Here is a 24,381-nt window from a genome sequence, read left to right on the forward strand (position 1 = left end):
TGCCCGGCCCGTCGTTCGAACCGTACACGCGGTGCGGGAGGGACGCCCGGCCTTGATTGTCAGACCCCGCCCGTAAGGTCGTAGACGTCGCCGGTCCCACCGGACGAGGGCGACGCGCGCCGCACCGACCAGGGCGGACGCATGCCGTGCGGATCAGGGAAAGGAGCCCGGCCATGACGGAGCAGACCGACCACAGGGGCGTCACCGTCTCCGCGGCCGCCGTGTTCCTCCCCGCGCCCCTGCCGCGCGACAGCACGGTCGCGTTCTGGCACCCGGACGGCACGGACCTGCCCGGCGCCACCCCGCTCACCGTCGTCCGGCCGCACGGCGCGGGCGCCCGCACCAGGACCGTGCCCGCCGTCCGGCTGCCCGTCACCGACGCCCTGCCCCTGCTCGTGCGGGCCCGGCACACGCCCGGCGCCCATCCCGCCGCGGCCTGCTGGGGCGCCGCCGCCCTGCACGCCCTGCACCTCGTGGGCCGCGGCCGCCTCCTGCCCGGCCTCACCGCCTCCGATCACGACGCGTGGCGCGCGGGTCCGCTCGACGCGGACGACATCGCACAGCTGCGCGCCATCGCCGCCGCCATGCCGTACGAGGCCCATGCCGCGCCCGTGGAGGGATCCAAGCCGCTGCGGCTGCCCGAGCCCGAAGCTCTCGTGCGCGCGTTCCTCGACGCGGTCGCCGACTCCCTGCCGCGCAGCCCCGCCGCCCCCTTCGCGGCCGGGGCGCCCTTCGCCTCCTTCGCGCCGCAGCACCTGCCCCGCGCGCGTGCGTGGGCGGTCGAGGCGGCTGCCGGCATGGACGCGGGCGTGCGGGTCTCCCTGCGCCTCGACCTGTCGAACTTCACGCTCTTCGACACGGACGACGCCCCCGACCCCGCCGACACCTCCGCCGGTGAGGACGGTCCGCCGAGCGCCGGTGCCGAGGAGCGGCGGCGGGCCGGGGCCGCGCTCGTCCAGGTGCACAGCCTCGCCGACCCCACCCAGGTCGTCGACGCGGCCCGCCTCTGGGCCGGCGACGGCGAGGCGCACTTCGGGTCGCGTGCCAGGATCGACGCCGTCCTCGCCCTGCGCCGGGCCGCCCGCGTCTGGCCCCCGCTCGGCCGCGTCCTGGAGCGCGACGTGCCCGACGTCCTCGCGCTCTCCGAGGGCGAGCTCCTCGACCTCCTCGGCCCGGCCGCGGCCCGCCTCGCCGACGCGGGCGTCGAGGTCCACTGGCCCAGGGACCTGGCCCGCGCCCTCACCGCCACCGCCGTCGTGCGCGCCGCCGCGCCCGGCTCCGCCACCGACGGCACCCCGTTCTTCGACGGGGAGGAACTCCTCAAGTTCAACTGGCAGTTGGCGCTCGACGGCGACCCGCTCACCGAGCGGGAGATGGACGAACTCGCCGAGGCCCACCGGCCCGTGGTCCGGCTGCGCGACCAGTGGGTCGTCGTCGACCCCGACCTCGTACGCAAGGCCCGCAAGCGCGAACTGGGGCTGCTCCAGCCCGTCGACGCCCTCGCCGTGGCCCTCACCGGCGAGGCCGAGATCGACGGCGAGCGCGTCGAGGCCGTCCCCACCGGAGTCCTCGCCCACCTGCGCGACCGCCTCGTCGAAGGCCCCTCCGCCGCCACCCAGCCCCCGGGCCTGCACGCCACGCTCCGCGACTACCAGCTGCGCGGCCTCGCCTGGCTCGACCTCATGACCTCGCTCGGCCTCGGCGGCTGCCTCGCCGACGACATGGGCCTCGGCAAGACGGTCACCCTCATCGCGCTCCACCTGCGCAGGAACAGGGAGGCGCCCACCCTCGTCGTCTGCCCGGCGTCCCTCCTCGGGAACTGGCAGCGGGAGATCACCCGCTTCGCCCCCGGCGTCCCCGTCCGCCGCTTCCACGGCACCGACCGCACCCTCGACGGCCTCGACGGCGGCTTCGTCCTCACCACGTACGGCACCCTGCGCACCCGCGCCGCCGAACTCGCCGGGCGCACCTGGGGCATGGTCGTCGCCGACGAGGCGCAGCACATCAAGAACCCCTTCTCCGCCACCGCCAAGGCGCTGCGCACGATCCCGTCCCCTGCCCGCGTCGCCCTCACCGGCACGCCCGTGGAGAACAATCTCTCCGAGCTGTGGGCCCTGCTCGACTGGACGACGCCCGGGCTGCTCGGCCCGCTCAAGTCCTTCCGCGCACGGCACGCGCGCGCCGTGGAGACCGGTGAGGACGCCGAGGCCGTCGAGCGCCTGGCCCGCCTCGTGCGGCCGTTCCTGCTCCGCCGCAAGAAGTCCGACCCCGGCATCGTCCCCGAGCTGCCGCCCAAGACCGAGTCGGACCACCCGGCCCCCCTCACCCGCGAACAGGCCTCGCTCTACGAGGCGGTCGTCCGCGAGGCGATGGCCGAGATCGAGGCCGCCGAAGGCATCGCACGCCGCGGCCTGATCATGAAACTCCTGACGTCGCTCAAGCAGATCTGCAACCACCCGGCGCAGTTCCTCAAGGAGGCGGACGGCTCGCGCGCCCGCCTCACCGGCCGCTCGGGCAAGCTCGCCCTGCTCGACGAACTCCTCGACACGATCATCGCGGAGGACGGCTCCGTCCTCGTCTTCACGCAGTACGTGTCGATGGCCCGACTCCTCGCGACCCACCTGGCGGCCCGCGCGATCCCCTCCCAACTCCTGCACGGTGGAACGCCCGTGGCCGAGCGCGAGCGCATGGTCGACCGCTTCCAGTCCGGCGAGGTCCCCGTCTTCCTGCTCTCCCTGAAGGCAGCCGGCACCGGCCTCAACCTCACCCGCGCGGGCCACGTCGTCCACTTCGACCGCTGGTGGAACCCGGCCGTCGAGGAGCAGGCCACCGACCGCGCCTACCGCATCGGCCAGACCCAGCCCGTCCAGGTCCACCGCCTCATCACCGAGGGCACCGTCGAGGACCGCATCGCCGAGATGCTCGCCGCCAAGAAGGCCCTCGCGGACGCCGTGCTCGGCTCCGGCGAAGCCGCCCTGACCGAGCTGACCGACCGGGAGCTCGCCGACCTCGTCTCCCTGAGGAGGACGGCATGACCCCCCACACGCCGGGCCGCGCCGGCGCGCACGCCCAGGCCCGCGCCCGCGTCGACGACCGCCGCCGCACCTTCCCGCCCCTGCCGCCCCGCACCCGCACGGCCGACGACTTCGCGCTGACGTGGTGGGGGAACGCGTGGGTGGACGCCCTCGTGGACACGGCGCTCGACCCGGCCCGCCTCACCCGCGGACGCGCCTACGCCGACCGAGGACACGTCGACGCCATCACCGCGACCCCCGGCCGCGTCATGGCCTACGTCCACGGCTCACGCCCCCGGCCGTACCGCACCGAGATCCGTCTGCGCACCCTCCACGACGACGACTGGGAGCGCGTCCTCGACACGGCGGCCGCCCGCCCCGACCACATGGCCGCGCTCCTCGACAAGGACGTGCCGCACGCGCTGGCCGCCGTCGCCGACCTCCTGCCCGCCGCCGGCGACCTGATCCCCGACTGCTCCTGCCCGGACGACGGTCACCCCTGCAAGCACGCGGCCGCGCTCTGCTACCAGACGGCACGACTGCTCGACGAGGACCCGTTCGTCCTGTTCCTGCTGCGCGGCCGCGGCGAACAGGAGCTCCTCGCCGACCTGACCCGGCGCAACGCGGCGCATGCCGCGGGCGAGCGCTCCGCCACGGCCCCCGCGCTGCCCTCGGTCGAGGCCCGCGAAGCCCTCGTCCCCCGCACCCTGCCGCTCCTGCCCCCGCCGTTCCCGGCCCCGGCGCACCCGGGCCGCCCGCCCGTCTACCCGCACGCGTCCGGCGCCCCCGACCCGCTCGCCCTCGACCTCCTCGCCACGGAGGCCGCGGCCCGCGCCCACACGTTCCTCACCCGGGGTATCGACCCCATCGCCGGACTCACCCCTTGGCAGGACGCGGTCCGGCTCGCCGCCGCCCACCCCGGCTCCGGCCTCGCGGCGTCCACGCGCGCGCTGTACAAGTCCCTCGCCCAGGGCACCGGACGCACGGCCACCGATCTGGCCCGCGCCGTCGCCGCCTGGCGCCAGGGCGGACTCGCGGGCCTGGACGTCCTCGAAGGGGAGTGGGACCCGCCGGCCGGTCCCTTCGACCGCGCCCGCCCGGCCCTCATCGCCGCGGACTTCCCCCACTTCCGCCCCCACCGCAACAGGCTCTCGACCGACAACCTCCAGCTACGCCTCGGCCGCGAAGGCCTCTGGTACGGCTACGAGTCGGACCCCGGCCGTGAGGACTGGTGGCCGAGAGGCACCCCCGACACGGACCCGGTCGGCGCCCTCACGGCACTGCTCGGCCGCTGACGGGCCGGGCCTGCGACGGCCGAGCACGTCGACTCACAACGCCTCGGCCCACCGCGTCAGCGTCGTGAAGTCCCTCTCGCGCAGCCCATGGCGCGGGTGGATACGCAGAAGCAGCGCCGGGGCGTCGTGGTGCGCCGTCACATGGCGGGAGTCCAGGTCCGTGATCATGTCGTCGACCCAGGCGAAGGGCCGGCCGGCCGCCCAGTCGAGCAGCGGGCGCGTCTTCCAGTAGAGGCCGTCGGGATCCCGGGCGAACAGCTCGGGCCACTCGATCACGGGCAGCGCGGCGGGCAGTCCGATCGCCGGACCGATCATCTCGTTCGCCTCGTGCATCCACGTGGTCGCCCAGGCCAGTTCGAACGGCAGCCCCACCAGGCGCCGACCGTGGGACGGATGGAGCACGACCCGTAGCCCACGGCGGTGGCGGCGCGAGCCGGGGGTCTGGCGCGCGAGCCAGTTCGCCGGATGGAAGCGGTGAGCGGCGTATCCGCGCAGGCGGGGGAGACGGGCGGCGTACGGGTTCAGGGGCCCGTCGACGTCGAGGAGGAGCAGTGGCCTGTCTGTCATGCAGAGGTGTTGCCCACCGAGGACGGTGATCGCTCATCGCGGCGGCGGACACACGGTCAGCGCACGCTCGGGGCCGCCGACTCGATGAACCTCGTCAGGGCGTCCTTGCACCGTCGCGACCGCCGGTCCCGGTCCTCCTCGTCCACCGACTCGTGCAGACAGTTCGCCAACTCGAAGGCAGCCTCGGCCAGTTGACGCGTATCCGCCTGGTCGCACACCAACTGGAGCCGCGCCAGGGCCTGTCGCGCGCTGATCCGCGCCTCGTACGACGCGAAGCGGGCCTCTTCCGCCTGCGTGGAACCCGGCACCTCCTGCGCCCGGAACCACCGGTCGTTCTGACTGCGCCGGTAGTCGAACAAGGCCCCGGCGAACGCGCTGTAGCTGGAGATCCGCTCCTGACGCAGCTGCTCGGCACGGGCGAGCCCGGCGACCCGCTCCGTGGACCGCGCCTGGAAGAAGTGGGTGACGACGGAACCGAGCAGGGTGCCGAGCACGGCTATCAGCGCCGCATCCATGGTGAGTTGCTCCTCGTGGGCCGGGGAAAAACCATTCGATTCGGAGTGCGGTGCCTGACTACCGTTCTCGCGTGGCAACGAAACTCAATCAGATCATCGCAGTCGAGAAAGGCGTCAAGTCCAAGGCACACCAGGACCTGACGGCGGCCCATCACGGGCTTCAGAAGCCGGCGCTCCTGGCCGGGATCTCGCGCACCTACCAGCCCAAGGACGAGGAGGGCGAGCAGCTGCCGCCCGAGTCGACGCGGGTCCAGGTGAGGGCCGAGCACGTGCTGCGGGACACCGCGAAGACGCTCACCCGCCTGTTCGATGTGACCGCCACCAAGGACTGGGCGAACTGCGAGGCGCGCGCCGATGTCACCGTCGACGGACGGGCCGTCCTGAGCCAGGTGCCGGTCGCCTATCTGCTCTTCCTGGAGAAGCAGCTCGTCGACCTCAACACCTTCGTGCGCAAGCTGCCCGTGCTCGACGCCTCCGAGGCATGGACGCAGGACCCGTCGACCGACGACTGGAAGACGGAGCCGGTGCGGACGCTGCGCACCAAGAAGGTGCCGCGCAACCACGTGAAGGCCGAGGCGACCGAGAAGCACCCGGCGCAGGTCGAGGTGTACTACGAGGACGTGCCCGTCGGGTACTGGACGACCGTGAAGTTCTCCGGCGCGCTGCCCGCGCGCAGGGTGAACGAGCTTCTCGAGCGGATCGAGAGGCTCCAGCAGGCTGTCAAGTTCGCCCGCGAGGAGGCGAACGCGGCGGAGGTCGCCGACCAGCGGGCGGGTGACCCCGTGTTCAGCTATCTCTTCGGCTGATCCAGGGGCACATTCAAGACTCCCCGGGCGCCGCTCAGCCGGCGGCCGGGGTGCGCGAGGAGCGCAAAGCTGAAGCTGAAGCTTGTCGTGACGGTGCGGTCCGCACAGCACACGCGGACCGCCATCAATCTCAGACTCTTGCTCCAGACTCAGTATTCGCCGCTCATCGCCGAATCGATCGGACCCGGGCCCCAGGCCCCGAATTGCCGGTTCGAATCCGGCCCGCCCAGCTCGATGGGCGGTAGTCCAAAGGCAGGACGCAGGGCATTGACACTGACCCGGGTCCTCAAGCGTGTCGGCGTGTGATGTGAGTGGCATTCATGGGTCCGGGGGCCGGCTACGCCCTCGGACCCGCTCCACGTCCTGCGCCCAACGAGACCCCCCGCCCCGCGAAGAACGTCTCGAACGTCGCCGACGGCAGCTCGGCGCAACGGGTTTCGGGGCTGATCCCCGACGGGTTGTGGAAGTGGAAGCGGTCACCGTCGCGTGCCGTGAGCAGGACCAGGTGTCCGCCCTTGCCGGGCGCGGGCCGCTCCGGGCGACGGACTCCGTAGTGGACCGAGGCCATGACCGTACGGCCCTCGTCGAGCAGCCCCGCGATCTCGCCGACCGTCAGTGTGCGGTGGACGGTCGCGTCCAGGTCGAGTTCCTCGCGGGCGTACTCGGCGAACGGGGCGTAGATCAGACCGTGGATGCCGCCGTCCGCGTCCACGGTGTACGCGCCGTACTTGAGCGCTCCGTCGCGCAGGTCGAACAGGCTGGGCGCGTCCGGGCCGAGCGCCATGCGCAGGCAGGTCAGGCCGCACAGATGGCCGCACCACAGCGCGTACTCCTCCACCGTGGCCGCGCCCGAGGTCTCCCAGGCGGGGTCGTCGGCGCGGTCGTGGCCGCCCTCCACGATGGCCTCGACGAGTTCGGGCGAGGCGAACTGCGTCAGGCTCGGCAGGGCGCAGGTGGTGCAGAACGTCACTGGCGGTACCCACTCAGGAAGCGGCCGATCCGGCTGATCGCGGCGTCTAGATCGTCAGCGTACGGGAGGGTGAGGATGCGGAAGTGGTCCGGGCGCGGCCAGTTGAAGCCGGTGCCCTGGACGACCTGGATCTTTTCGCGCAGCAGCAGGTCGAGGACGAACTTCTCGTCGTCGACGATGGGGTGGACCTTGGGGTCGATGCGCGGGAACGCGTACAGGGCACCCTTGGGCTTCACGCAGGAGACGCCCGGGATCTCGTTGAGCTTCTCCCAGGCCTTGTCGCGCTGTTCGAGGAGGCGTCCGCCCGGCGCGGTGAGTTCGCGGATGGACTGGCGGCCGCCGAGCGCGGCCTGGATGGCGTACTGGGCGGGGGCGTTGGCGCACAGCCGCATGGAGGCGAGCATCGTCAGGCCCTCCAGATAGTTGCGGGCGTGCTGCCGTGGTCCCGTGACGACCAGCCAGCCGGAGCGGAAGCCCGCGACGCGGTAGGTCTTGGAGAGGCCGCAGAAGGTGAGGACGACCAGGTCGGGGGCGAGGGCGGCGGCGCTGTGGTGGACCGCGTCGTCGTACAGGATCTGGTCGTAGATCTCGTCGGCGAGCACCATCAGGCCGTGCCGGCGGGCGAGGTCGAGGATGTCCTCGATGATCTCCTTCGGGTAGACGGCGCCCGTGGGGTTGTTGGGGTTGATGATGACGACGGCCTTGGTGCGGTCGGTGATCTTCGCGGCCATGTCGTCGAGGTCGGGGTACCAGTCGGCCGACTCGTCGCAGACGTAGTGCACGGCCTTGCCGCCGGAGAGTGTCGTGACGGCCGTCCACAGCGGGAAGTCCGGGGCGGGGATGAGGACTTCGTCACCGTCCTCCAGGAGCGCCTGTACGGCCATGGAGACCAGCTCGGACACGCCGTTGCCGAGGAACACGTCGTCGACGCCGACCTCCAGGCCGAGCGCCTGGTAGCGCTGGGCGACGGCGCGGCGGGCGGACAGGACACCCCGTGAGTCGGTGTAGCCATGGGCCTGGGGGAGCATCCGGATCATGTCCTGGACGATCTCCTCGGGCGCCTCGAAGCCGAAGAGCGCGGGGTTGCCGGTGTTGAGGCGCAGAACGCTGTGGCCCGCCTCCTCGAGGGCGTTGGCGTGCTCGATCACCGGGCCGCGGATCTCGTAGCAGACCTCGCTGAGCTTGCTCGACTGCCGGAACTCCATGTGGTGCCCTCCCCGGACTGCCTGTGACGTGTGTGACTTGGTTTTACCAAGTGACCGCTTGGAAAGTCCAACAAGTTGCATAGACTGCGAGCCATGCCACGCCGAAGCTACGACCAGTACTGCGCCGCCGCCCGCGCCCTCGACGCCGTCGGAGACCGCTGGACGCTCCTGATCGTCCGTGAGCTCCTCGCGGGGCCGCGCCGCTACACCGACCTGCACGCCGACCTGCCCGGCGTCAGCACGGACGTACTCGCCTCACGGCTGAAGGACATGGAGCGCGAGGGCCTCGCGGAGCGCCGCAGGCTGCCCGCGCCGGTCTCGGCGTACGTCTATGAACTGACGTCGCGCGGGCGGCAGTTGCTGCCGGTGCTCCAGGCGCTGGGGGAGTGGGGCGCACCCGCCCTGGGCGAGCGCAGGGCCACGGACGCGGTGCGCGCGCACTGGTTCGCCCTGCCGCTCCTGAGCCATCTGGAGCGGCTCGGTGGTGAGGGCGTGGTGGAAGTGCGCCTCGACGAGGGGGAGTTCCATGTGCGGGTCGGCGGCTCGGGCGCGGACGGGCCCGTCTACGGCGAGGGACCCGTGGCCGGCGAGCCCGACGCGCGGCTCGTCCTCGGCACGGAGACCTGCGTCGCCGTGGTGCGGGGTGAACTGACACTGGAGGAGGCGGCGCGCGCGGGCCATGTCGCCGTGTCGGGAGACGGCGCCTTGGCGAAGGCGCTGCGCGTGGCGTGACGCGGGCATTCAACTCGCCGATGGCGCCCGGCATTTGGTGTGCGCGGGCGCCATCGGCGGGGGTGGTGTCACATGCCCGGCGGTACCCGGGACGGGCGGCCCGTGCCGCGCGTCAGGGCGTAGCCGCCGATACCGGCGAGCGCCGCCAGGACGCCGCCCGCCGCCGTCCAGACCCAGCGGTCCGACCACCAGCCGGAGGACCAGCCGTCCTCGGGCTCACCCTTGGCGAGGGCCTGGTCCGCCGACGAGCCGTTCTCCTCGTCAGAGGTGTCGTCGGAGGCGGCAGCGGCCTCCTCCGTCGTCGAGCCCGGCACGAGCGGGGCCGCGAGCGAGCCGTCCACCGCCGAGGAGCCGCCGACCTCCTTGGAGGTCACCTCGACCTCGGCCGAGACGGGCAGCCCCTGGTCCGAGGGCGTCAGCGTGGCCGCCGTGAGCCGGACGTAGTACGTGCCGGGCAGCGGGTCGTTCGCCCACTGCTCCGACCAGGCCCGCACCGTACGCAGCGTGCAGGACAGGTCGACCGACGTCGCGTCCGCCGCCGCGGCCCTCGACTGCGTCCCGTACATGCAGGACTGACGGCGCCTCAGCCCGTCGTACACGTCGATCCGCCATGTCGCGCCCGAGGGTCGCGCGGCCGAGTCCGGCAACTTCACCGTCGCCTTGACCGTGGGCCGCTGCCCGGCGTCCGCCGGGAACGACCAGTACAGGTAGTCGCCCGTGGAAGCGCCCGCGGTGGCCCGCTGGCCCTGCTCCACCTCCTGCGCGGTGCGGAACGACGTACCCGCTTCCGTGGGGGCCTTGTCGTCACCGGAGGAGCCGGAGTCACCGGAGTCGGCGAACGCCGTACCGGCCCCGAGCAGTGCGGTCAGCGCGCTCGCGCCGAGGAGTCCCGCCGTCGCCAACAGCTTCGTCGTACGCATCAGTTGGTCCTCCAGACCGCGACCCGCCAGCGCGAGATCCAGCCCCACAGCACACCCGCGGCGAAGCCGGTGAGCACCAGGGCGCCGAGCAGCCACCAACCGCGGCCGAGGCCGAACGCGGCCACGTCGGACGCCGCGCTCGGCGCGTCCACGACATCGACGGTCAGCTCGACCGGGAGGCCCGGCGTCGTCTTGACCGACGCGGGGGCCGAGTAGGAGTTCGACACCTGGAGGCACACGGTCTCGGCCGCCGCCTCGTCGTCGCCCTGCTCGGGCTTCGGGTAGCGCAGACCCGTCGAGATCACGTCCGTACGCCCGTCGCCCGCCTCCGAGCCCCGGACGATCTCACGGCCGTGCTCGGTGACGGCGCGCAGCAGCACACCGTAGTCCTTGTTGACGGCGCGGTCCGCGGCGACGCTCACCGAGGCGCGCAGCTCCTGCCCGGGAGCGACGGACACGCGATAGAAGCGGTGCTCGCCGAACGTCTCGCGGTCCGTGTACAGACCGGGCTTGATCTCCGGCGCTCCGGTGCACTCCTTTGCGCCCTCGACGGCCACGGGGTTGACCACGGGATCGGCCGCCCGGTCCACCAACTGGCCTACGCGGTCGGTGAGTTCGTCGGTGTGCCGTACGGAGGTGTACGTGCCGCCGGTGGCCTCGGCGATGCAGCTGAGCTGGTCACGCGTCTTGGCGTCCGGGACCAGGCCGAGCGTGTCGATGGTGAGGTTGATGCCCTTGGCGGCGATGTCGCGCGCGACCTCGCACGGGTCGAGCGGCTGGCACGTGTCCTCGCCGTCGCTGATGAGGACGATGCGGCGCGATCCGTCGCCGCCGGAGCCGACGTCGATGTCCTCGGCCGCCTTCAGGAGCGCCGGTCCGATCGGCGTCCAGCCGGTCGGCGAGAGGGTGGCGACGGCGGTCTTCGCCTCAGTGCGGTCGAGCGGCCCGACCGGGTAGAGCTGGGCGGTGTCCTTGCAGCCCACCTTCCGGTCCTCGCCGCGGTAGTTGGCGCCCAGCGTGCGGATGCCGAGCTCGACCTCCTTCGGCGTCGCGTCGAGCACCTCGTTGAACGCCTGCTTCGCGGCGGCCATCCGGGACCCGCCGTCGATGTCGCGCGCCCGCATGGAACCGCTCACGTCGAGCACGAGCTCGACCTTGGGGGCGGCCGTGGGCTGCCCGTCAGGGTTGTCCGCCGCGGAGGCGCCGACGGGCGTCAGCCCCATGGTCAGGGCGGCGAACAGGACACAGGTTCCCGCCGCCAGCCGTTTTCTTATGATCATCGCCGGATCTTATGGATCAACGTACGCACACAACAAAACGAGTGCTCAGCGGGGATGCGGGCCGGTGCCGGAATCCAGCTGTTTCCCGCCGAACACGCCGGTTCCGTCCGCCTGTGCCCACCATGCCTCGAGCCCGGCCTGGTCCAACTCCCGCCAGTCCGGGGTCTCCTGAACGAGCGCCCGGCCCAGGCTCCGCCCGAGCCCGACCAGCGCCCCGCCGGCCGCCGTGCGGGAGCCGTCGTACGCGGCGAGCGCCTCGTCCCAGGAGGACGCGGCGCGGAACGCCGATTCGAGAGCGGCGCCGTCCTGGAGGGCTTTCACCGCGCCCGCCCCCGTGTGCGGACGCGCGACCGTCGCCGCGTCGCCGGTCAGCATGAACCGGCCCGTCGCGTACCGCGGGGCCGTGAAGTCGTACATGGGCTGGAGCGAGAGCTCGTCCGGGGCGGTGAGGCGGACCAGGTCGCCCCAGTACGGCGGAAGCAACTCCTCGGCCACGTGGGCGAGGTGGGAGCGCAGCGCGTCGGTGAGGGTGCCGGGCGGCAGGCTCGTCGGCAGGTCGACGCGCAGCGCCGCGTCGACGCCCGGCGGGGGAGCCGTGTAGAGAACCCAGTTCACGCGCCGACCGCCGGCCGGGCCGCCGTCCGGGATCCGGTAGACGATGAGGTGCCCGCCGGGGAACACGACGTACGCGCAGTCCTCCTCGGCCCACAGCCCGGGCTCGGCGAGGCGCTGCGCGGGGAACGCGCCCCGCCACGCCAGATATCCCGCGTACCGCGGCTGTACGTCGGGGAACGCGCTGGCCCTGACCGCCGAGCGATAGCCGTCCGCGCCGATGACGAGGCCGAACTCCTCGGCGCCGCCGTCCGCGCAGTGCACGCGGGCCCCGCCCGCCGTCGCCTCGACCCGTGCCACGGCCGCACCCGTCCGGAACTCGACGCCCGCCGGCACCGCCCGGCGCAGCTCGCGCCAGAGCGGCCCCCAGTTGTACGTACGGAACGGGAACGGCATGGTGGCGATCTCGCGGCCGAGCACTGTGTCCCTCGCGGACCCGCCGTCCCCGGCGCGCACGTACCAGCGGCGGCGCACCAGGCCCACCCACGGCATGCCCGCGTCCATGTACCCGGCCGACTCCAGCTCGGCGTACCGTGCGTCGTGCACCGCGAGCCCCACGCCGCGTTCCGCGAGGGAGCCCGCGGCCCGCTCGTACACGACGATCTCGTCCGCGCCCCCGCGATGGGCCGCGAGAGCCGCCGCGCACCCGGCGATGCTCCCGCCCACGACCGCGACCCGGCCACCGTCCACCATGCGTCCCCGTCCCCGTCCTCGGTCCCGCGCAAGGGAGATGGCGCAGGAAGATCTCCGCAGTCGGGACGACGCTACCGGCAGCCGCCGGGCGCCGCGCGGAACCGGAGCCCGGACGGTGCGATCCCGGCCACCCCTCGGTCGTGGGCGCCGCCGGTTAGGCTGGCCGGTGTGCTGCGAGAAGTGACGGCTGTCCGGTACCTGACCCCCCTGCGGACCGGCGGCTCCGTGCCGGGGGTCGTCGAGGCCGACGACCTGGGGACCTACGTCGTGAAGTTCACCGGCTCCGCGCAGGGCCGGAAGGCGCTCGTCGCGGAGATCGTCGTCGGTGAGCTCGCGCGTCGGCTCGGGCTGCGCTTCCCCGAGCTGGTCCTCACACACTTCGACCCCGAGGTGGCCGCCCACGAGCCGCACCAGGAGGTCCAGGACCTGCTGCGCGCGAGCGACGGGCTCAACCTCGGGATGGACTTCCTGCCGGGCGCGAAGGACTTCACGCCCGAGGTCGCCGCCGCCTTCACGGTCGACCCGCTGGAGGCCGGGAAGGTCGTGTGGCTCGACGCCCTCACGGTCAACGTGGACCGCACGATCCACAGTTCGAACCTGATGATCTGGCCCACCTTCGGCATCCAGGAGCCGAAGCTGTGGCTGATCGACCACGGCGCGGCCCTGATCTTCCACCACCGCTGGGACGCGTCCGCGCCCGACAAGGCGTACGACTTCCGCCATCACGCCCTCGGCGCCTACGGGCCCGACACGGCGGCCGCCGACGCGGAGCTGGCCCCCCTCGTCACCGAGGAGATGCTCCGCGAGATCACCGCCCTCGTCCCCGACGCGTGGCTGATCGACGAGCCGGGCTTCGCCACGCCGGACGAGGTCCGCGAGGCATACGTCTCCTACCTCGCGGCCCGCGCCCGCACCTCCGCCGCCTGGCTGCCGACGGACTTCCCGTCGAGCGACCAGCTCGCGGCCGCCGACGCGCGCCGCGCCGCCGACACGGAGAAGGGCCGCCCCGACTGGCTCAAGCGCGTCCCCGACCTGCACGGCAGACCGGCCGCCGAACAGGACTGGTCCGTCCACCTCGGCTGACCTCGGCCGCTCGGGGAAACCCGCCCGGACACGACCGAACCCCCGGCGCTGTGCGGTGCCGAGGGCTCGGGTGGTGCGGGGCAGGACTCAGCCGGCGAGCTGCTCGTACGCGGGCAGCGTCAGGAAGTCCGCGTAGTCCGCGTCCAGGGAGACCTGGAGGAGGAGGTCGTGGGCCTGCTGCCACTTGCCGGCCGCGAAGGCCTCCTCGCCGATCTCGGCCTTGATGTTCGCGAGCTCCTGGGCCGCGACCTCGCGGGCCAGGTCGGCCGTGACGGTCGTGCCGGAGTGCTCGCCGCCCTCGAAGACGACACCGGCGTTGATCCACTGCCAGATCTGCGAGCGGGAGATCTCGGCGGTGGCCGCGTCCTCCATCAGGTTGAAGATGGCGACGGCGCCGAGGCCGCGCAGCCACGCCTCGATGTAGCGGATGCCGACCTGGACGGCGTTGACCAGGCCGTCGTAGGTGGGCCTGGCGTCGAGGGAGTCGATCGCGATCAGGTCGCCGGGCGCCACGGACACGTCCTCGCGCAGGCGCTCCTTCTGGTTCGGCTTGTCGCCGAGGACCGCGTCGAAGGACGCCATCGCGATCGGGACCAGGTCGGGGTGGGCGACCCACGAGCCGTCGAAGCCGTCGCCGGCCTCCCGGTCCTTGTCGTTCTTGACCTTCTCGAACGCGACCTTGTTGACCTCGGCGTCGCGCCGCGACGGGATGAACGCCGCCATGCCGCCGATCGCGTGCGCGCCCCGCTTGTGGCAGGTGCGGACGAGGAGTTCGGTGTACGCGCGCATGAACGGGGCCGTCATCGTGACCAGGTTGCGGTCCGGCAGGACGAACTTGGCGCCGCCGTCACGGAAGTTCTTGACGATGGAGAACAGGTAGTCCCAGCGGCCCGCGTTCAGGCCGGCGGCGTGGTCGCGGAGCTCGTAGAGGATCTCTTCCATCTCGTACGCGGCCGTGATCGTCTCGATCAGGACGGTCGCGCGGACGGTGCCCTGCGGGATCCCGACGTAGTCCTGCGCGAAGACGAAGATCTCGTTCCAGAGGCGGGCCTCCAGGTGCGACTCCGTCTTCGGGAGGTAGAAGTACGGGCCCTTGCCGAGCTCGATCAGGCGCTTGGCGTTGTGGAAGAAGTACAGGCCGAAGTCGACGAGCGCGCCGGGAACGGGGCGGCCGGCCTCGTCCGTCAGGTGACGCTCGTCCAGGTGCCAGCCGCGCGGGCGCATCACGACGGTCGCGAGCTCGTCGTTGCCCTTGAGGGCGTACGACTTGCCGGTGCGCTCGTCCGTGAAGTCGATGTTGCGGGTGTAGGCGTCGACCAGGTTGACCTGGCCCAGGACGACGTTCTCCCAGGTGGGGGCCGAGGCGTCCTCGAAGTCCGCGAGCCAGACCTTGGCGCCCGAGTTGAGGGCGTTGATGGTCATCTTGCGGTCGGTGGGACCGGTGATCTCGACGCGGCGGTCGTTCAGCGCGGCCGGCGCGGGCGCGACGCGCCAGGTGGTGTCCTCGCGGATATGAGCGGTCTCCGGGAGGAAGTCGAGCGTGGAGGTGCGGGCGATCTCGGCGCGACGCTCCGCGCGGCGGGTGAGGAGCTCGTCACGCCGGGGCGTGAACAGCCGGTGCAGCTCGGCCACGAAGGCGAGGGCCGCGTCCGTGAGCACCTCTTCCTGCCTGGGCAGGGGCTCTGCGTCGACGATGGCCAGCGGGGACGGCGCTGGTGCGGACATGAGCTGTCACTTCCTTCAGCGAACGGGCGCGGGCGGCACCGAGTGCCGTGGGCGCCGGGATACGACTACGGACCCCGCGCGGGGGGACCGGCCCTTCTGAACAGTGGATACTAGTTTCCTCATTGTGGAAGTTCAATGGTTTGTTGATGTCGAGATTCTTCGGGACGACATAACGTGGCGCTCGGTGCCAGGCTCCTCACGCCCCGTTCATGTACCTCGCTCGCCACTCATTCAAGGTGCTTGAGGTCGGCCTCGGTGTCGATGTCGTAGTCATCGGCCACATCGCCGCACTCCACGAGCGCGAGTTCCGACGCGTGCTCCTTCAAGTACGCCCGCGCCCCGCGGTCCCCGGCCGCGCTCGCCGCGATCCCCGGCCAGTGCTCCGCCCCGAACAGGACCGGATGCCCGCGTTCCCCGTCGTACGCGGCCGCCGCGAGCGACCCCGCCGACCGGTACGCGGCCCGGACCCGAGCCACCGCGGGCGCGCCGATGCCCGGTTGGTCCACCAGGAGTACGAGCGCGGCCGACGCCCCCGTCCCGGCGAGCGAGCCGAGGCCCGCCCGCAGCGACGACCCCATGCCCTCCTCCCACGCCGGGTTCTCCACGAGCACGCACCCCGTGAGGTCCGCCCGCGCCCGTACGTCGTCGGCGGCAGCTCCGAGCACGACGTGGACGCGCTCGCAGCCGGCCGCGCGCAGCACCGCCACCGCGTGCTCCACCAGGGGCCGCCCGCGGTGCGTCAGGAGTGCCTTCGGCCGCCCGCCGAGCCTGCGCCCGCCGCCCGCCGCCAGCAGCAGTCCCGTCACCGGAGCGTCATCCGTTGCGTGTGTCATGGAGCCTGGATACCTCACCGGGCGCCCCGCGCGCCGACCGTCGGGACACTCGTGAGGCCGGAATTCGGTCGGCACGGTGGCGGGCGCGGCAGAATGTGGCGTTTACTGGCCGGCGACCCCGATGCGGCGAGTCCGGACAACGCCCCGTCGGGGCCGCGGAAGGCGTACAGCGTGCGGAACGCGCACGTCTGCGGTCGCACAAAGGCGTGCGAGGGGGGAGAGCGGTGTTGCGGAGCGTGGGGCAGAAGCTGGTGGCGGTCAGCGAAGAGGATCCGCGGGTGACGGAGTTACGCACCGCGGTGTCCAGGCTGCGCCGTGAACTGGCCGCCCATCCGGCCGAGTTCCCCGACCGGGCGGTCGCCGAGGACGAACTGGCGGCCCTGGACGCGATGGCGGCCGGGGGCCTCCCCGAGATCCCGCGCCTGCGCCGCTCCCTGCTGCTCATCGCGGGCGCGATCGGCTCGGTCAGTGCCCTGGCGAAGGGCCTCGGGGACGTGCGGAACGCGGTGGAGCTCTTCGGCGGGCCGCCACTGCGCTGACCTCGTGCGCGAGTTGACGTCCCCTCGATCCGGCGTCACGCCACCCAGTGCGGCCGTCCCGGCTCCTCGCCCGTCGTGCCGAGGCCGTCCGCGAGGGTCTGTGCCAGGCGGCGCACCGCCTCCCTGGCGACCTCCTGCGGCTGGGTGTACGGGAAGCGCAGCCGGTGCTCGTGCGTGCCCGGGTCCGCGCCGAAGCGGGAGCCGCCCTCGATGCGCACACCGTGCCGCAGCGCGGCACGGGCGAGGGCCGAGGCGATCGGGCGGCCCAGGTCGATCCAGAGCGACAGGCCGCCGGGCGGCAACTGCCAGTGCCACTCCGGCAGTTCACGTGCCAGATCCTCGGCGAGCGCGTCCCGCTGGGCCCGCATCCGCGGCAGGCGCTCGCTCAGGACCTCGTCCATCCGCTCGAGCAGCCGCAGCGCGACGAGCTGGTCGAGCACGGAACCCGACATGTCGAACGGCACGCGTGCCGTGGCCAGTTCGGTGATGAGCCGCGACCCGGCCCGCACCCAGCCGATGCGCAGCCCGCCCCAGTGCGTCTTGCTCAGCGAGCCCACGGTGACGACCTGTTCGCCCGCGCCGTGCGCCGCGAGCGAGGCGAACGGCGCGGGGGCGGGCACGTCCAGCGCGATGTCGGCGACCGTCTCGTCCACGACCAGCCAGGTACCGGTCGCCCGCGCCGCCTCCAGGAGCCGCACCCGCTGCTCGCGCGGCATCAGCCGCCCGGTCGGGTTGTGGAAGTCCGGGATCAGATAGGCGAGCCGCGGCGCGGTCTGGCGCAGCGCCGACTCGAACAGGTCCGTGTCCCAGCCGCCGTCCGTGACCGGCACCGGCGTGGCCCGCATCCCGCCCCTGTTCAGCGCGTCCAGGGCGTTCGGGTACGACGGGTTCTCGACCAGGACGCGGTCGCCCGCCCTCGCGAGGAGCCCCAGGGTGAGCGACACCGCCTGCTGGGCGCCCGAGGTGATGAGGATCTGCTCGGGGAGCGTCGGCAGGCCGCGCCGCGTGAACCGCTCGGCGACCGCGGCCCGCAGCTCGGGAAGCCCGTACGGGTGGTAGCCGGGCGTCGACGCGTGCCGGGGCAGCAGTGCGCTCGCGGCGGCGAGGGCGTCGGCGAGTTCCGCCTCGGGCGCGCCGGGCGCCGCGACGGCGAGGTCGATCACGTCGTCGCCCGTGGGGAAGACGGCCACGCTGGCGGGCCGCTGCCCCTCGGGCAGCTCGGTCCAGGTCCCCGCGCCGCGCCTGCTGCGTGCGTAGCCGCCCTCGCGCAGCAGGTCGTAGGCGGCGGTGACCGTGGCGCGGCTGACACCGAGTGCCGTGGCCAGCTCGCGCTCTGCGGGCAGCCGGGTGTGCAGCGGGATACGACCGTCGAGCAGCAGGGTGCGCACGCCCTGGGCGAGGGCGCGGTAGCCGGGCTTCTCCCCGGCGGTCACCGTCAGGAGGCCGGCGAGGCGGCGGCTGCCCAGGGATCTGTTCATGCTGTCCGTGCCCGGGGTGTTCAAGGCGTGGACCACTCGATTGCCTGCCATGCCAACTCTCCGTTATTGGCCCTGCTGTCCAGGCCAATCAGCGTACAGACTCGACAGAGGTCAGAGGCTTTGGCCTGGGGAGCGGCTGAGGAGGCATGCCATGGACGGGTACGGGGCGGGCTGTGTCACGGACCGTTTCGAACGGGAGATGCAGCGCCGCGCGGAAGCGCGCACGACGCGGCCGGCGGGTGCCTGGGTCCGGGCGCTCGTGAACGGGAGGCGGCGCAAGGGGAGGAAGTCGTGACCAGGGTCGGGGCTCGGCGCACCGAGGGAGTGGCCGGGCAGGTCGTCGTCGGGGTGAGCGACTCGCTGGGCGGGCTCGCGGCGCTGCGCGCGGCCGCCGAGCAGGCGCGTCGCTCGGGCCGGGTCCTCGTCGCCGTCCTCGCCTGGGAGCCGCCCGAGGGCGAGGGCCTGTACGCCCGCCGCCCCGACCGGCGGTGGGCCCGGCACTGGCACGGCGAGGCCCGCGAGCGCCTCGACCGCGCCTTCGCCGAAGCGCTCGGCGGGCCGCCCCAGGACGTGGAGCTGGTACGCCGCGTGGTCAGGGCCAGGCCGGGCCGGGCCCTGCGGGACGCGGTGGCGGGCCCGGACGACCTGCTCGTCATCGGCGTCCACCCACGCCGCATGTGGCGCGGACGGACCCACCGCTACGTCGTCGCACACGCCGGCTGCCCGGTCCTGACCGTGCCCGCGCCGCCCCTGCCACGGCACGAACTGCGCGCGCTGCGCCGGGCGAGCCCACATGACTTCGCGGCGGCGGGTCCGGCCGGGTGAACGGGCGGCAGCCGCCGCATGAGCCCGCGTGCGGCGGCTGCCGCTGAGCGCGGGGCGGATCTTCGGCCCGGTCGTGGCGCGCGCCGACGGCTGCCCGGTCCTGACCGTGCCCGCGCCGTCGGCTGCCCGGCACGGGCTGCGGCGGGTGACCGCAGGTGACTTCGCGGCGGGTCCGGCAGGCCGGACGGTGGGTCAGCGGCGCATCAGGCCGCGTGCGGTGGCGGCAGCGACCGCCGCCGTGCGTGAATCGACGCCCAACTTGGCGTAGATGTGCACCAGATGGGACTTCACCGTCGCCTGGCTGAGGAACAGTTCCTTGCTGATCCGCTGGTTCGACAGGCCGTCCCTGACGAGCTGGAGGACTTCCAGCTCGCGGCGGCTGAGCGCTTCGGCCGGGGCCCGCATGCGGTCCATCAGGCGGTGGGCGATCGCGGGGGCGAGCGCGGACTGGCCGGAGGCGGCCGTGCGGACCGCCGCCGCGAGTTCCTCCGGCGGCGCGTCCTTCAGCAGATAGCCGGACGCGCCCGCCTCCACCGCGGCCAGGATGTCCGCGTCCGTGTCGTACGTGGTCAGGACGAGGACACGCGGCGCACCGGGCCTCGCCGCGATGGCCGCGGTCGCCTCGGAGCCGTGCATCCCCGCGCCGAACTGGAGGTCCATGAGGACGACGTCGACCCCTCCGGCCGCGGCGAGCTCCACGGCCCGCTCCGCCGTGGCGGCCTCCGCGGCGATCTCGAAGTCGGGTTCGGCGTCGAGGACCGCGCGGAGTCCGGCGCGTACGACGGGGTGGTCGTCGGCGAGCAGGAGCCGGATGGTCATGCCGCGCCTCCCACCGGAAGAGGGAGCGGCAGCGTGATCGCGACCGCCGTGCCCTGCCCCGGCGCCGACTCCACCGTGAACGTGCCCCCGAGGGACTCGGCGCGTGAGCGCATCGCGGGCAGGCCGAACCCGCCGTCACCGGACGGGGCCGACGCGGGGTCGAAGCCGCGGCCGTCGTCCACGATGTCGAGGGCCACGGCCGTGTCCATGAAGCTGAGGGTGATCTCGGCGCGGCGCGCACCCGCGTGCCGCACGGTGTTCGCGAGCGCCGATTGCGCGATCCGCAGCAGCGCGACCTCGTACGGCGTCGGCAGCCCGGCCGGCGTGCCGCTCTCCTGGAAGCGGACGGTGAGCCCGGGAGCCGTCGCGCACAGCCGCTCCAGGGCCCCGGCGAGTGACCCGTTCTCCAGGTCCGGCGGGGACAGGGCCCGTACGAAACGGCGGGCCTCCGCGAGGTTGTCCTGGGCGGCCGCGCGCGCCTGTTCGATGTGGGGGGCGGCCGGGGACCGCGGTGGCAGGGCGCGCTGGGCCGCGCGCAGCAGGAGCTGGATCGAGGACAGGCCCTGGGCGAGGGTGTCGTGGATCTCGCGGGCCAGGCGCTCCCGCTCGGCGAGGGTGCCCGCCGTGCGCTCCGCGGCGGCGAGTTCGGCGCGCGTCGCGATCAGCTCCTCGATCAGGTGCCGTCTGCGCTCGCTCTCGCGGTACAGCGTCTGGTAGCCGATGACCGTCGCCACGGCCACGGCCGCGCCGAGGAGCGGCCCTATGAAGGCCCCCGGGTTGAGCGGCTGCCCATGACGTACGTACGAGGCGATGGCCGCGCCCGCGGTGAGTGTCACGGCGGGTACGCCCCAGCGGGCGGGCAGCAGATGCAGCTGGAGGAAGTACAGCGGGAACGCCAGCCACAGGCCGTCGGGGGTGAGGGCGAGGAGCACCAGCCACACCGCGCACAGCGCCCCGAGCCACAGCGCGGCCCCGGCTCGCGTGGTCCGTACGGCAGGGATCAGCGGGCCCGCGCCGTACACGACGGCCATCACGACCGCGGCGGCCACCACTGCGCCCGCCCCCGTGGAGTCCCCGGCCAGCGCCCGGCCGGCGACCAGCATGAGCAGCCCGGCCATCAGCAGATGCAGGCACAGGCGCAGGACGCGCAGAACGGGGGTCAGAGAACGTGGATCCATACCGATACCAGCGTAGGCAGAAGATCCCGGTCCGCGGTCAACCGAAAGTTCGAAAGGTGGCTCCTTCCTTCGATTCGGGTGAAGCGTGCTGTGGCGCGATGCCCGGGACGGGGCCCCGGCAGCAGGCTGGGGACCATGTTCGTCGCATGGAGAGATCTACGGTTCGCCAAGGGCCGGTTCGCGCTGATGGGAAGCGTGGTCGTGCTGATCACGCTGCTCGTCGGCCTGCTGTCCGGCCTGACCGCGGGCCTGGCCCGGGACAACACCTCGGCTCTGACCGGGCTGTCCGCCGACCACCTGGCCTTCGCCCGGCCCCCGGACGGCCAGGCGGTGTCGTTCACCGGGTCGACGGTGGGGGCCGAGCAGTGGCGCGCCCTCGCCGCGCGCCCGGGGGTCGACAGTGCTCAGCCGCTCGGCATCAGCACCGTCAACGCCGAGGCGGGCCACCACACGGCGGCCGTGTCCGCGTTCGGCGTGCGGCCCCGCTCGGGGCTCGCGCCCGACACGACGGCACCCGGCACGGCCGTCCTGTCCCAGCAGGCGGCGGACGATCTGGGCGCGCGGGCCGGTGACCGTATCGCCCTGTCGGGTACGTCCCTCACGGTGAGCGCGGTCGCGGGCGACGCCTCGTACAGCCACACGCCCGTCGTCTGGATCGATCTCGGCGACTGGCAGAGCGTGGCGCCGGGCGGGCAGGGCTCCGGGGAACAGGCCACCGTGATCGCCCTGCGCACCGGGGACGGCGCCGACCTCGGCGCCGCGGACCGTGCGGCGGGCACCGAGACGCGGACCGTCGAAGGGGCGCTGGAGGCCATAGGGTCCTACCAGGCCGAGAACGGCTCGCTCCAGCTGATGCGGGGCTTCCTCTTCGTCATCTCGGCGATGGTCATCGGCGCGTTCTTCACCGTGTGGACGATCCAGCGCAGCGGCGACATCGCGGTCCTCAAGGCCCTCGGCTCCTCGACGCCCTATCTGCTCAAGGACGCGCTCGGGCAGGCCGTGGTGATGCTCGTCGGCGGTACGGCCCTCGGGACAGCCCTCGCGGCGCTCATCGCCGCGTTCGTGCCCGACAGCGTGCCGTTCGTCATGGAGCCGCTCACCACGCTCGGTCCGGCCGCCGTCATGACCGTCCTCGGCGCGGCAGGCGCCGCCCTGTCCATCCGGCGCATCACCGCCGTCGACCCCCTCACCGCACTCGGGAGCGCCCGATGAGCCTCGACCTCGACGAGATCACCCTGACCTACCCGGACGGCGACGGCCGCATCACGGCGCTCGACAGGGTCACGCTGCATGTGCCGGCCGGCACGGTCACCGCCGTCGTCGGCCCGTCCGGCTCGGGCAAGTCCAGCCTCCTCGCGGTCGCGGCGACGCTGGTCACGCCCGACAGCGGCACCGTGACCGTGGGTGGTACGCCGACGGACTCGATCGGTCCCGCCGAACGCGCCGAGCTGCGCCGCCGTTCCCTCGGCATCGTCTTCCAGCAGCCCAACCTGCTGCCGTCCCTGACCGCCCTCGAACAGCTCCAGGTCATGGCACATCTGGACGGCCGCAAACCGCGCGAAGTACGGGAGCGGGCGGGGGAGTTGCTGGCCGCGGTCGGGCTCACGGACCAGGCGCGGCGCCGCCCCCATCAGCTGTCCGGCGGTCAGCGCCAGCGCGTCAACATCGCCCGCGCCCTGATGAACGAGCCGTCGGTCCTGCTCGTGGACGAGCCGACGAGCGCCCTCGACCACGAGCGCGGGGCGGCCGTACTGGATCTGCTCGCCCGCCTCACGAGGGAGCGCGGCACCGCGACGGTCCTGGTCACGCACGACCGGGCGCATCTGGCGGTGGCGGACGCGGTGTGCGAAATGGTGGACGGGCGGCTCACGACGGCCGTCCCGTCCCGTGACGCTGCGGGCGATGCCAGGGCCTGGCGTCGCATTCCCGCGGGTCCGGCGGCGTCCGGCACGCAAGCTCGTGGCGTTGCCGAAAAGCCCCGGTAGCCCCGCTGCAAGGACTCTCCGGCGCCTTGTGATCGCACGCACCGGACGCCGCCGGGCCCGCCCCTCGGGCGGACGACGGGAATTCGACGACAGGCCCTGCACGCCGACCCCGAGGCCGACAGGCCCTGCACGCCGACCCCAAGGCCGACAAGCCCTGCACGCCGACCCCAAGACCGACAGGCCCTGCACGACGACCCCAAGACCGACAGGCCTTACACCCCGACCCCGGAGCTCGACAGCGCCACCGACAGCTCCTCGGCGACCTGCTGAAGCACCGGAACGATCTTCTCGGTCGCCGCGTCGGTGACGCGTCCCGCCGGACCCGAGATCGAGATCGCGGCGGCCGTGGGGGAGTTGGGCACGGAGACGGCGAGGCAACGCACGCCGATCTCCTGCTCGTTGTCGTCGACCGCGTACCCGGCGGTGCGCACCTCGGCGAGCGCGTCGAGGAAGCCTTCGGGCGTCGTGATCGTCTTCTCCGTGGCGGCCGGCATGCCGGTCCGCGCGAGCAGCGCGCGCACCTCGTCGGCCGGGGTGTCGGCGAGCAGGGCCTTGCCCACGCCCGTCGAGTGCGGCAGAACGCGGCGGCCCACCTCGGTGAACATCCGCATCGAGTGCTTGGACGGCACCTGCGCGACGTACACGATCTCGTCCCCGTCGAGCAGCGCCATGTTCGCCGTCTCGCCGGTCACCTCGACGAGGCGGGCGAGATAGGGGCGGGCCCAGGTGCCGAGCAGGCGGGAGGCGGACTCGCCGAGCCGGATCAGACGGGGGCCGAGCGAGTAGCGCCTGTTGGTCTGCTGGCGCACGTAGCCGCAGGCGACCAGGGTGCGCATCAGGCGGTGGATCGTCGGCAGGGGAAGTCCACTGCTCGCGGAGAGCTCGCTGAGGCCCACCTCGCCCCCGGCGTCGGCCATCCGCTCCAGGAGGTCGAAGGCGCGCTCGAGGGACTGGACTCCGCCGGTCGGGGCGGAAGGGCCAGAGGACTTGGTGCTGGCGCTTGACGTCGGCACGGGCGCGTTCCTTTCGGGGCGGAAGGGCAAGGCTGCAGCCTACCCGGCGGTCACCGCGGAGGGTGTGGCGCGGCCTGGGTTGTTCCGGCCGGTCAGGGAGCCTTTGTCCGGGTGTCGCCGGGCCATACCTGTGCTCTCTTGACGGTGTCGTCGTAGATAGCTACGTTCTGGCTTACGGAATTCTAATTCCACTTTGTGGAAACGTCCAGGACGGCGTCGTCCCGTACGAGACGGGTCTTGACGGACCCTGGACCGGAGTGAAAACTCCTTCAACAGAACGTTGAATTTACTGAG

The 24,381-nt window shown here is 73.0% G+C and carries 22 protein-coding genes; 9 read left to right on the plus strand and 13 right to left on the minus strand.

Going from position 1 to position 24,381, the window contains the following annotated elements; translation table 11 throughout:
* Positions 1–173: 173 nt before the first annotated feature.
* Together LGI35_RS33925 and LGI35_RS33930 are read left to right on the plus strand one after the other, a co-directional pair.
* Positions 174–3,035 (plus strand): DEAD/DEAH box helicase, encoded by a 2,862-nt coding sequence (locus LGI35_RS33925; RefSeq protein ID WP_227298097.1) that lies wholly within the window; start codon positions 174–176, stop codon positions 3,033–3,035.
* Complete coding sequence (locus tag LGI35_RS33930; protein ID WP_227298098.1) at positions 3,032–4,309, plus strand: SWIM zinc finger family protein; 1,278 nt, start codon at positions 3,032–3,034, stop codon at positions 4,307–4,309. The genes LGI35_RS33925 and LGI35_RS33930 overlap by 4 nt, the downstream gene beginning before the upstream one ends.
* A gap of 33 nt (positions 4,310–4,342) precedes the next feature.
* Here the strand turns inward: LGI35_RS33930 and LGI35_RS33935 are convergent, their stop codons facing one another.
* Positions 4,343–4,876, minus strand: coding sequence for an HAD domain-containing protein (locus tag LGI35_RS33935; protein ID WP_227298099.1), 534 nt, complete (start codon positions 4,874–4,876; stop codon positions 4,343–4,345).
* Positions 4,877–4,932: 56 nt separating this feature from the next.
* Entirely contained in the window at positions 4,933–5,391 is a 459-nt protein-coding gene (locus LGI35_RS33940; protein WP_227298100.1) for a hypothetical protein, read from the minus strand.
* A 71-nt stretch (positions 5,392–5,462) separates the two neighbouring features.
* Here LGI35_RS33940 and LGI35_RS33945 point away from each other — a divergent pair, with 71 nt between their 5' ends.
* Positions 5,463–6,197: a DUF7873 family protein gene (locus tag LGI35_RS33945; protein WP_227298101.1), complete on the plus strand. Its 735-nt coding sequence runs from the start codon at positions 5,463–5,465 to the stop codon at positions 6,195–6,197.
* A 337-nt stretch (positions 6,198–6,534) separates the two neighbouring features.
* On the opposite strand, the gene LGI35_RS33950 is transcribed toward LGI35_RS33945, so the two are convergent.
* Both LGI35_RS33950 and LGI35_RS33955 read right to left on the minus strand, forming a co-directional pair.
* Positions 6,535–7,167: a C39 family peptidase gene (locus LGI35_RS33950; RefSeq protein ID WP_227298102.1), complete on the minus strand. Its 633-nt coding sequence runs from the start codon at positions 7,165–7,167 to the stop codon at positions 6,535–6,537.
* Entirely contained in the window at positions 7,164–8,372 is a 1,209-nt protein-coding gene (locus LGI35_RS33955; RefSeq protein ID WP_227298103.1) for a pyridoxal phosphate-dependent aminotransferase, read from the minus strand. The genes LGI35_RS33950 and LGI35_RS33955 overlap by 4 nt, the downstream gene beginning before the upstream one ends.
* Positions 8,373–8,465: 93 nt before the next feature.
* Between LGI35_RS33955 and LGI35_RS33960 the strand changes: the two genes are divergently transcribed.
* On the plus strand, positions 8,466–9,104 hold the full coding sequence (locus tag LGI35_RS33960; protein WP_227298104.1) for a winged helix-turn-helix transcriptional regulator: 639 nt from the start codon (positions 8,466–8,468) through the stop codon (positions 9,102–9,104).
* Between the two features lie 68 nt (positions 9,105–9,172).
* Here the strand turns inward: LGI35_RS33960 and LGI35_RS33965 are convergent, their stop codons facing one another.
* The 3 genes from LGI35_RS33965 to LGI35_RS33975 are packed head-to-tail and all read right to left on the minus strand — an operon-like array spanning position 9,173 to position 12,609.
* Positions 9,173–10,024 (minus strand): hypothetical protein, encoded by an 852-nt coding sequence (locus LGI35_RS33965; protein ID WP_227298105.1) that lies wholly within the window; start codon positions 10,022–10,024, stop codon positions 9,173–9,175.
* On the minus strand, positions 10,024–11,304 hold the full coding sequence (locus LGI35_RS33970) for a VWA domain-containing protein (protein ID WP_227298106.1): 1,281 nt from the start codon (positions 11,302–11,304) through the stop codon (positions 10,024–10,026). Before LGI35_RS33970 ends, LGI35_RS33965 begins: the two co-directional genes overlap by 1 nt.
* 45 nt (positions 11,305–11,349) lie before the next feature.
* The gene (locus LGI35_RS33975; RefSeq protein ID WP_376221594.1) at positions 11,350–12,609 is read right to left on the minus strand and encodes an FAD-dependent monooxygenase; all 1,260 of its coding nucleotides are present in this window, start codon (positions 12,607–12,609) and stop codon (positions 11,350–11,352) included.
* Between the two features lie 168 nt (positions 12,610–12,777).
* On the opposite strand from LGI35_RS33975, the gene LGI35_RS33980 reads away from it, so the two are divergent.
* Positions 12,778–13,692 carry a HipA family kinase gene (locus tag LGI35_RS33980; protein ID WP_227298107.1) on the plus strand — a complete coding sequence of 305 codons (915 nt, stop codon included), beginning with the start codon at positions 12,778–12,780 and terminating at the stop codon, positions 13,690–13,692.
* Between the two features lie 87 nt (positions 13,693–13,779).
* On the opposite strand, the gene aceB is transcribed toward LGI35_RS33980, so the two are convergent.
* Entirely contained in the window at positions 13,780–15,417 is a 1,638-nt protein-coding gene (gene aceB, locus LGI35_RS33985; protein ID WP_227298108.1) for a malate synthase A, read from the minus strand.
* A gap of 227 nt (positions 15,418–15,644) precedes the next feature.
* A complete protein-coding gene (locus tag LGI35_RS33990; protein WP_227298109.1) occupies positions 15,645–16,250 on the minus strand; it encodes a nucleotidyltransferase family protein in 606 nt (201 codons plus the stop codon).
* Positions 16,251–16,474: 224 nt separating this feature from the next.
* Between LGI35_RS33990 and LGI35_RS33995 the strand changes: the two genes are divergently transcribed.
* Complete coding sequence (locus LGI35_RS33995) at positions 16,475–16,789, plus strand: DUF5955 family protein (protein ID WP_227298110.1); 315 nt, start codon at positions 16,475–16,477, stop codon at positions 16,787–16,789.
* 35 nt (positions 16,790–16,824) lie between these two features.
* Here the strand turns inward: LGI35_RS33995 and yczR are convergent, their stop codons facing one another.
* The gene (gene yczR, locus LGI35_RS34000) at positions 16,825–18,318 is read right to left on the minus strand and encodes a MocR-like transcription factor YczR (protein WP_227298111.1); all 1,494 of its coding nucleotides are present in this window, start codon (positions 18,316–18,318) and stop codon (positions 16,825–16,827) included.
* A gap of 240 nt (positions 18,319–18,558) precedes the next feature.
* On the opposite strand from yczR, the gene LGI35_RS34005 reads away from it, so the two are divergent.
* The gene (locus LGI35_RS34005) at positions 18,559–19,092 is read left to right on the plus strand and encodes a universal stress protein (RefSeq protein WP_227298112.1); all 534 of its coding nucleotides are present in this window, start codon (positions 18,559–18,561) and stop codon (positions 19,090–19,092) included.
* Positions 19,093–19,284: 192 nt separating this feature from the next.
* Here the strand turns inward: LGI35_RS34005 and LGI35_RS34010 are convergent, their stop codons facing one another.
* Both LGI35_RS34010 and LGI35_RS34015 read right to left on the minus strand, forming a co-directional pair.
* Positions 19,285–19,911, minus strand: a complete 627-nt coding sequence (locus LGI35_RS34010) for a response regulator (protein WP_227298113.1) — start codon at positions 19,909–19,911, stop codon at positions 19,285–19,287.
* Complete coding sequence (locus LGI35_RS34015) at positions 19,908–21,089, minus strand: sensor histidine kinase (protein ID WP_227298114.1); 1,182 nt, start codon at positions 21,087–21,089, stop codon at positions 19,908–19,910. The genes LGI35_RS34010 and LGI35_RS34015 overlap by 4 nt, the downstream gene beginning before the upstream one ends.
* Positions 21,090–21,224: 135 nt before the next feature.
* Between LGI35_RS34015 and LGI35_RS34020 the strand changes: the two genes are divergently transcribed.
* Together LGI35_RS34020 and LGI35_RS34025 are read left to right on the plus strand one after the other, a co-directional pair.
* Entirely contained in the window at positions 21,225–22,301 is a 1,077-nt protein-coding gene (locus LGI35_RS34020) for an ABC transporter permease (protein ID WP_227298115.1), read from the plus strand.
* Positions 22,298–23,074: an ABC transporter ATP-binding protein gene (locus LGI35_RS34025; protein WP_227298116.1), complete on the plus strand. Its 777-nt coding sequence runs from the start codon at positions 22,298–22,300 to the stop codon at positions 23,072–23,074. Before LGI35_RS34020 ends, LGI35_RS34025 begins: the two co-directional genes overlap by 4 nt.
* A gap of 212 nt (positions 23,075–23,286) precedes the next feature.
* Here LGI35_RS34025 and LGI35_RS34030 read toward each other — a convergent pair whose 3' ends face one another.
* Positions 23,287–24,087: an IclR family transcriptional regulator gene (locus tag LGI35_RS34030; RefSeq protein ID WP_227298117.1), complete on the minus strand. Its 801-nt coding sequence runs from the start codon at positions 24,085–24,087 to the stop codon at positions 23,287–23,289.
* Positions 24,088–24,381: the final 294 nt, after the last annotated feature.

It is taken from the genome of Streptomyces longhuiensis, from assembly GCF_020616555.1.
In the GTDB taxonomy this organism is placed as follows: domain Bacteria; phylum Actinomycetota; class Actinomycetes; order Streptomycetales; family Streptomycetaceae; genus Streptomyces; species Streptomyces longhuiensis.

Coding starts and splice junctions, on each gene's coding strand:
- LGI35_RS33925 (WP_227298097.1), top strand. CDS start 174: ATGACGGAGCAGACCGACCACAGGGGCGTCACCGTCTCCGCGGCCGCC.
- LGI35_RS33930 (WP_227298098.1), top strand. CDS start 3,032: ATGACCCCCCACACGCCGGGCCGCGCCGGCGCGCACGCCCAGGCCCGC.
- LGI35_RS33935 (WP_227298099.1), bottom strand. CDS start 4,876: ATGACAGACAGGCCACTGCTCCTCCTCGACGTCGACGGGCCCCTGAAC.
- LGI35_RS33940 (WP_227298100.1), bottom strand. CDS start 5,391: ATGGATGCGGCGCTGATAGCCGTGCTCGGCACCCTGCTCGGTTCCGTC.
- LGI35_RS33955 (WP_227298103.1), bottom strand. CDS start 8,372: ATGGAGTTCCGGCAGTCGAGCAAGCTCAGCGAGGTCTGCTACGAGATC.
- LGI35_RS33960 (WP_227298104.1), top strand. CDS start 8,466: ATGCCACGCCGAAGCTACGACCAGTACTGCGCCGCCGCCCGCGCCCTC.
- LGI35_RS33965 (WP_227298105.1), bottom strand. CDS start 10,024: ATGCGTACGACGAAGCTGTTGGCGACGGCGGGACTCCTCGGCGCGAGC.
- LGI35_RS33970 (WP_227298106.1), bottom strand. CDS start 11,304: ATGATCATAAGAAAACGGCTGGCGGCGGGAACCTGTGTCCTGTTCGCC.
- LGI35_RS33975 (WP_376221594.1), bottom strand. CDS start 12,609: ATGGTGGACGGTGGCCGGGTCGCGGTCGTGGGCGGGAGCATCGCCGGG.
- aceB (WP_227298108.1), bottom strand. CDS start 15,417: ATGTCCGCACCAGCGCCGTCCCCGCTGGCCATCGTCGACGCAGAGCCC.
- LGI35_RS33990 (WP_227298109.1), bottom strand. CDS start 16,250: ATGACACACGCAACGGATGACGCTCCGGTGACGGGACTGCTGCTGGCG.
- yczR (WP_227298111.1), bottom strand. CDS start 18,318: ATGGCAGGCAATCGAGTGGTCCACGCCTTGAACACCCCGGGCACGGAC.
- LGI35_RS34010 (WP_227298113.1), bottom strand. CDS start 19,911: ATGACCATCCGGCTCCTGCTCGCCGACGACCACCCCGTCGTACGCGCC.
- LGI35_RS34015 (WP_227298114.1), bottom strand. CDS start 21,089: ATGGATCCACGTTCTCTGACCCCCGTTCTGCGCGTCCTGCGCCTGTGC.
- LGI35_RS34020 (WP_227298115.1), top strand. CDS start 21,225: ATGTTCGTCGCATGGAGAGATCTACGGTTCGCCAAGGGCCGGTTCGCG.
- LGI35_RS34025 (WP_227298116.1), top strand. CDS start 22,298: ATGAGCCTCGACCTCGACGAGATCACCCTGACCTACCCGGACGGCGAC.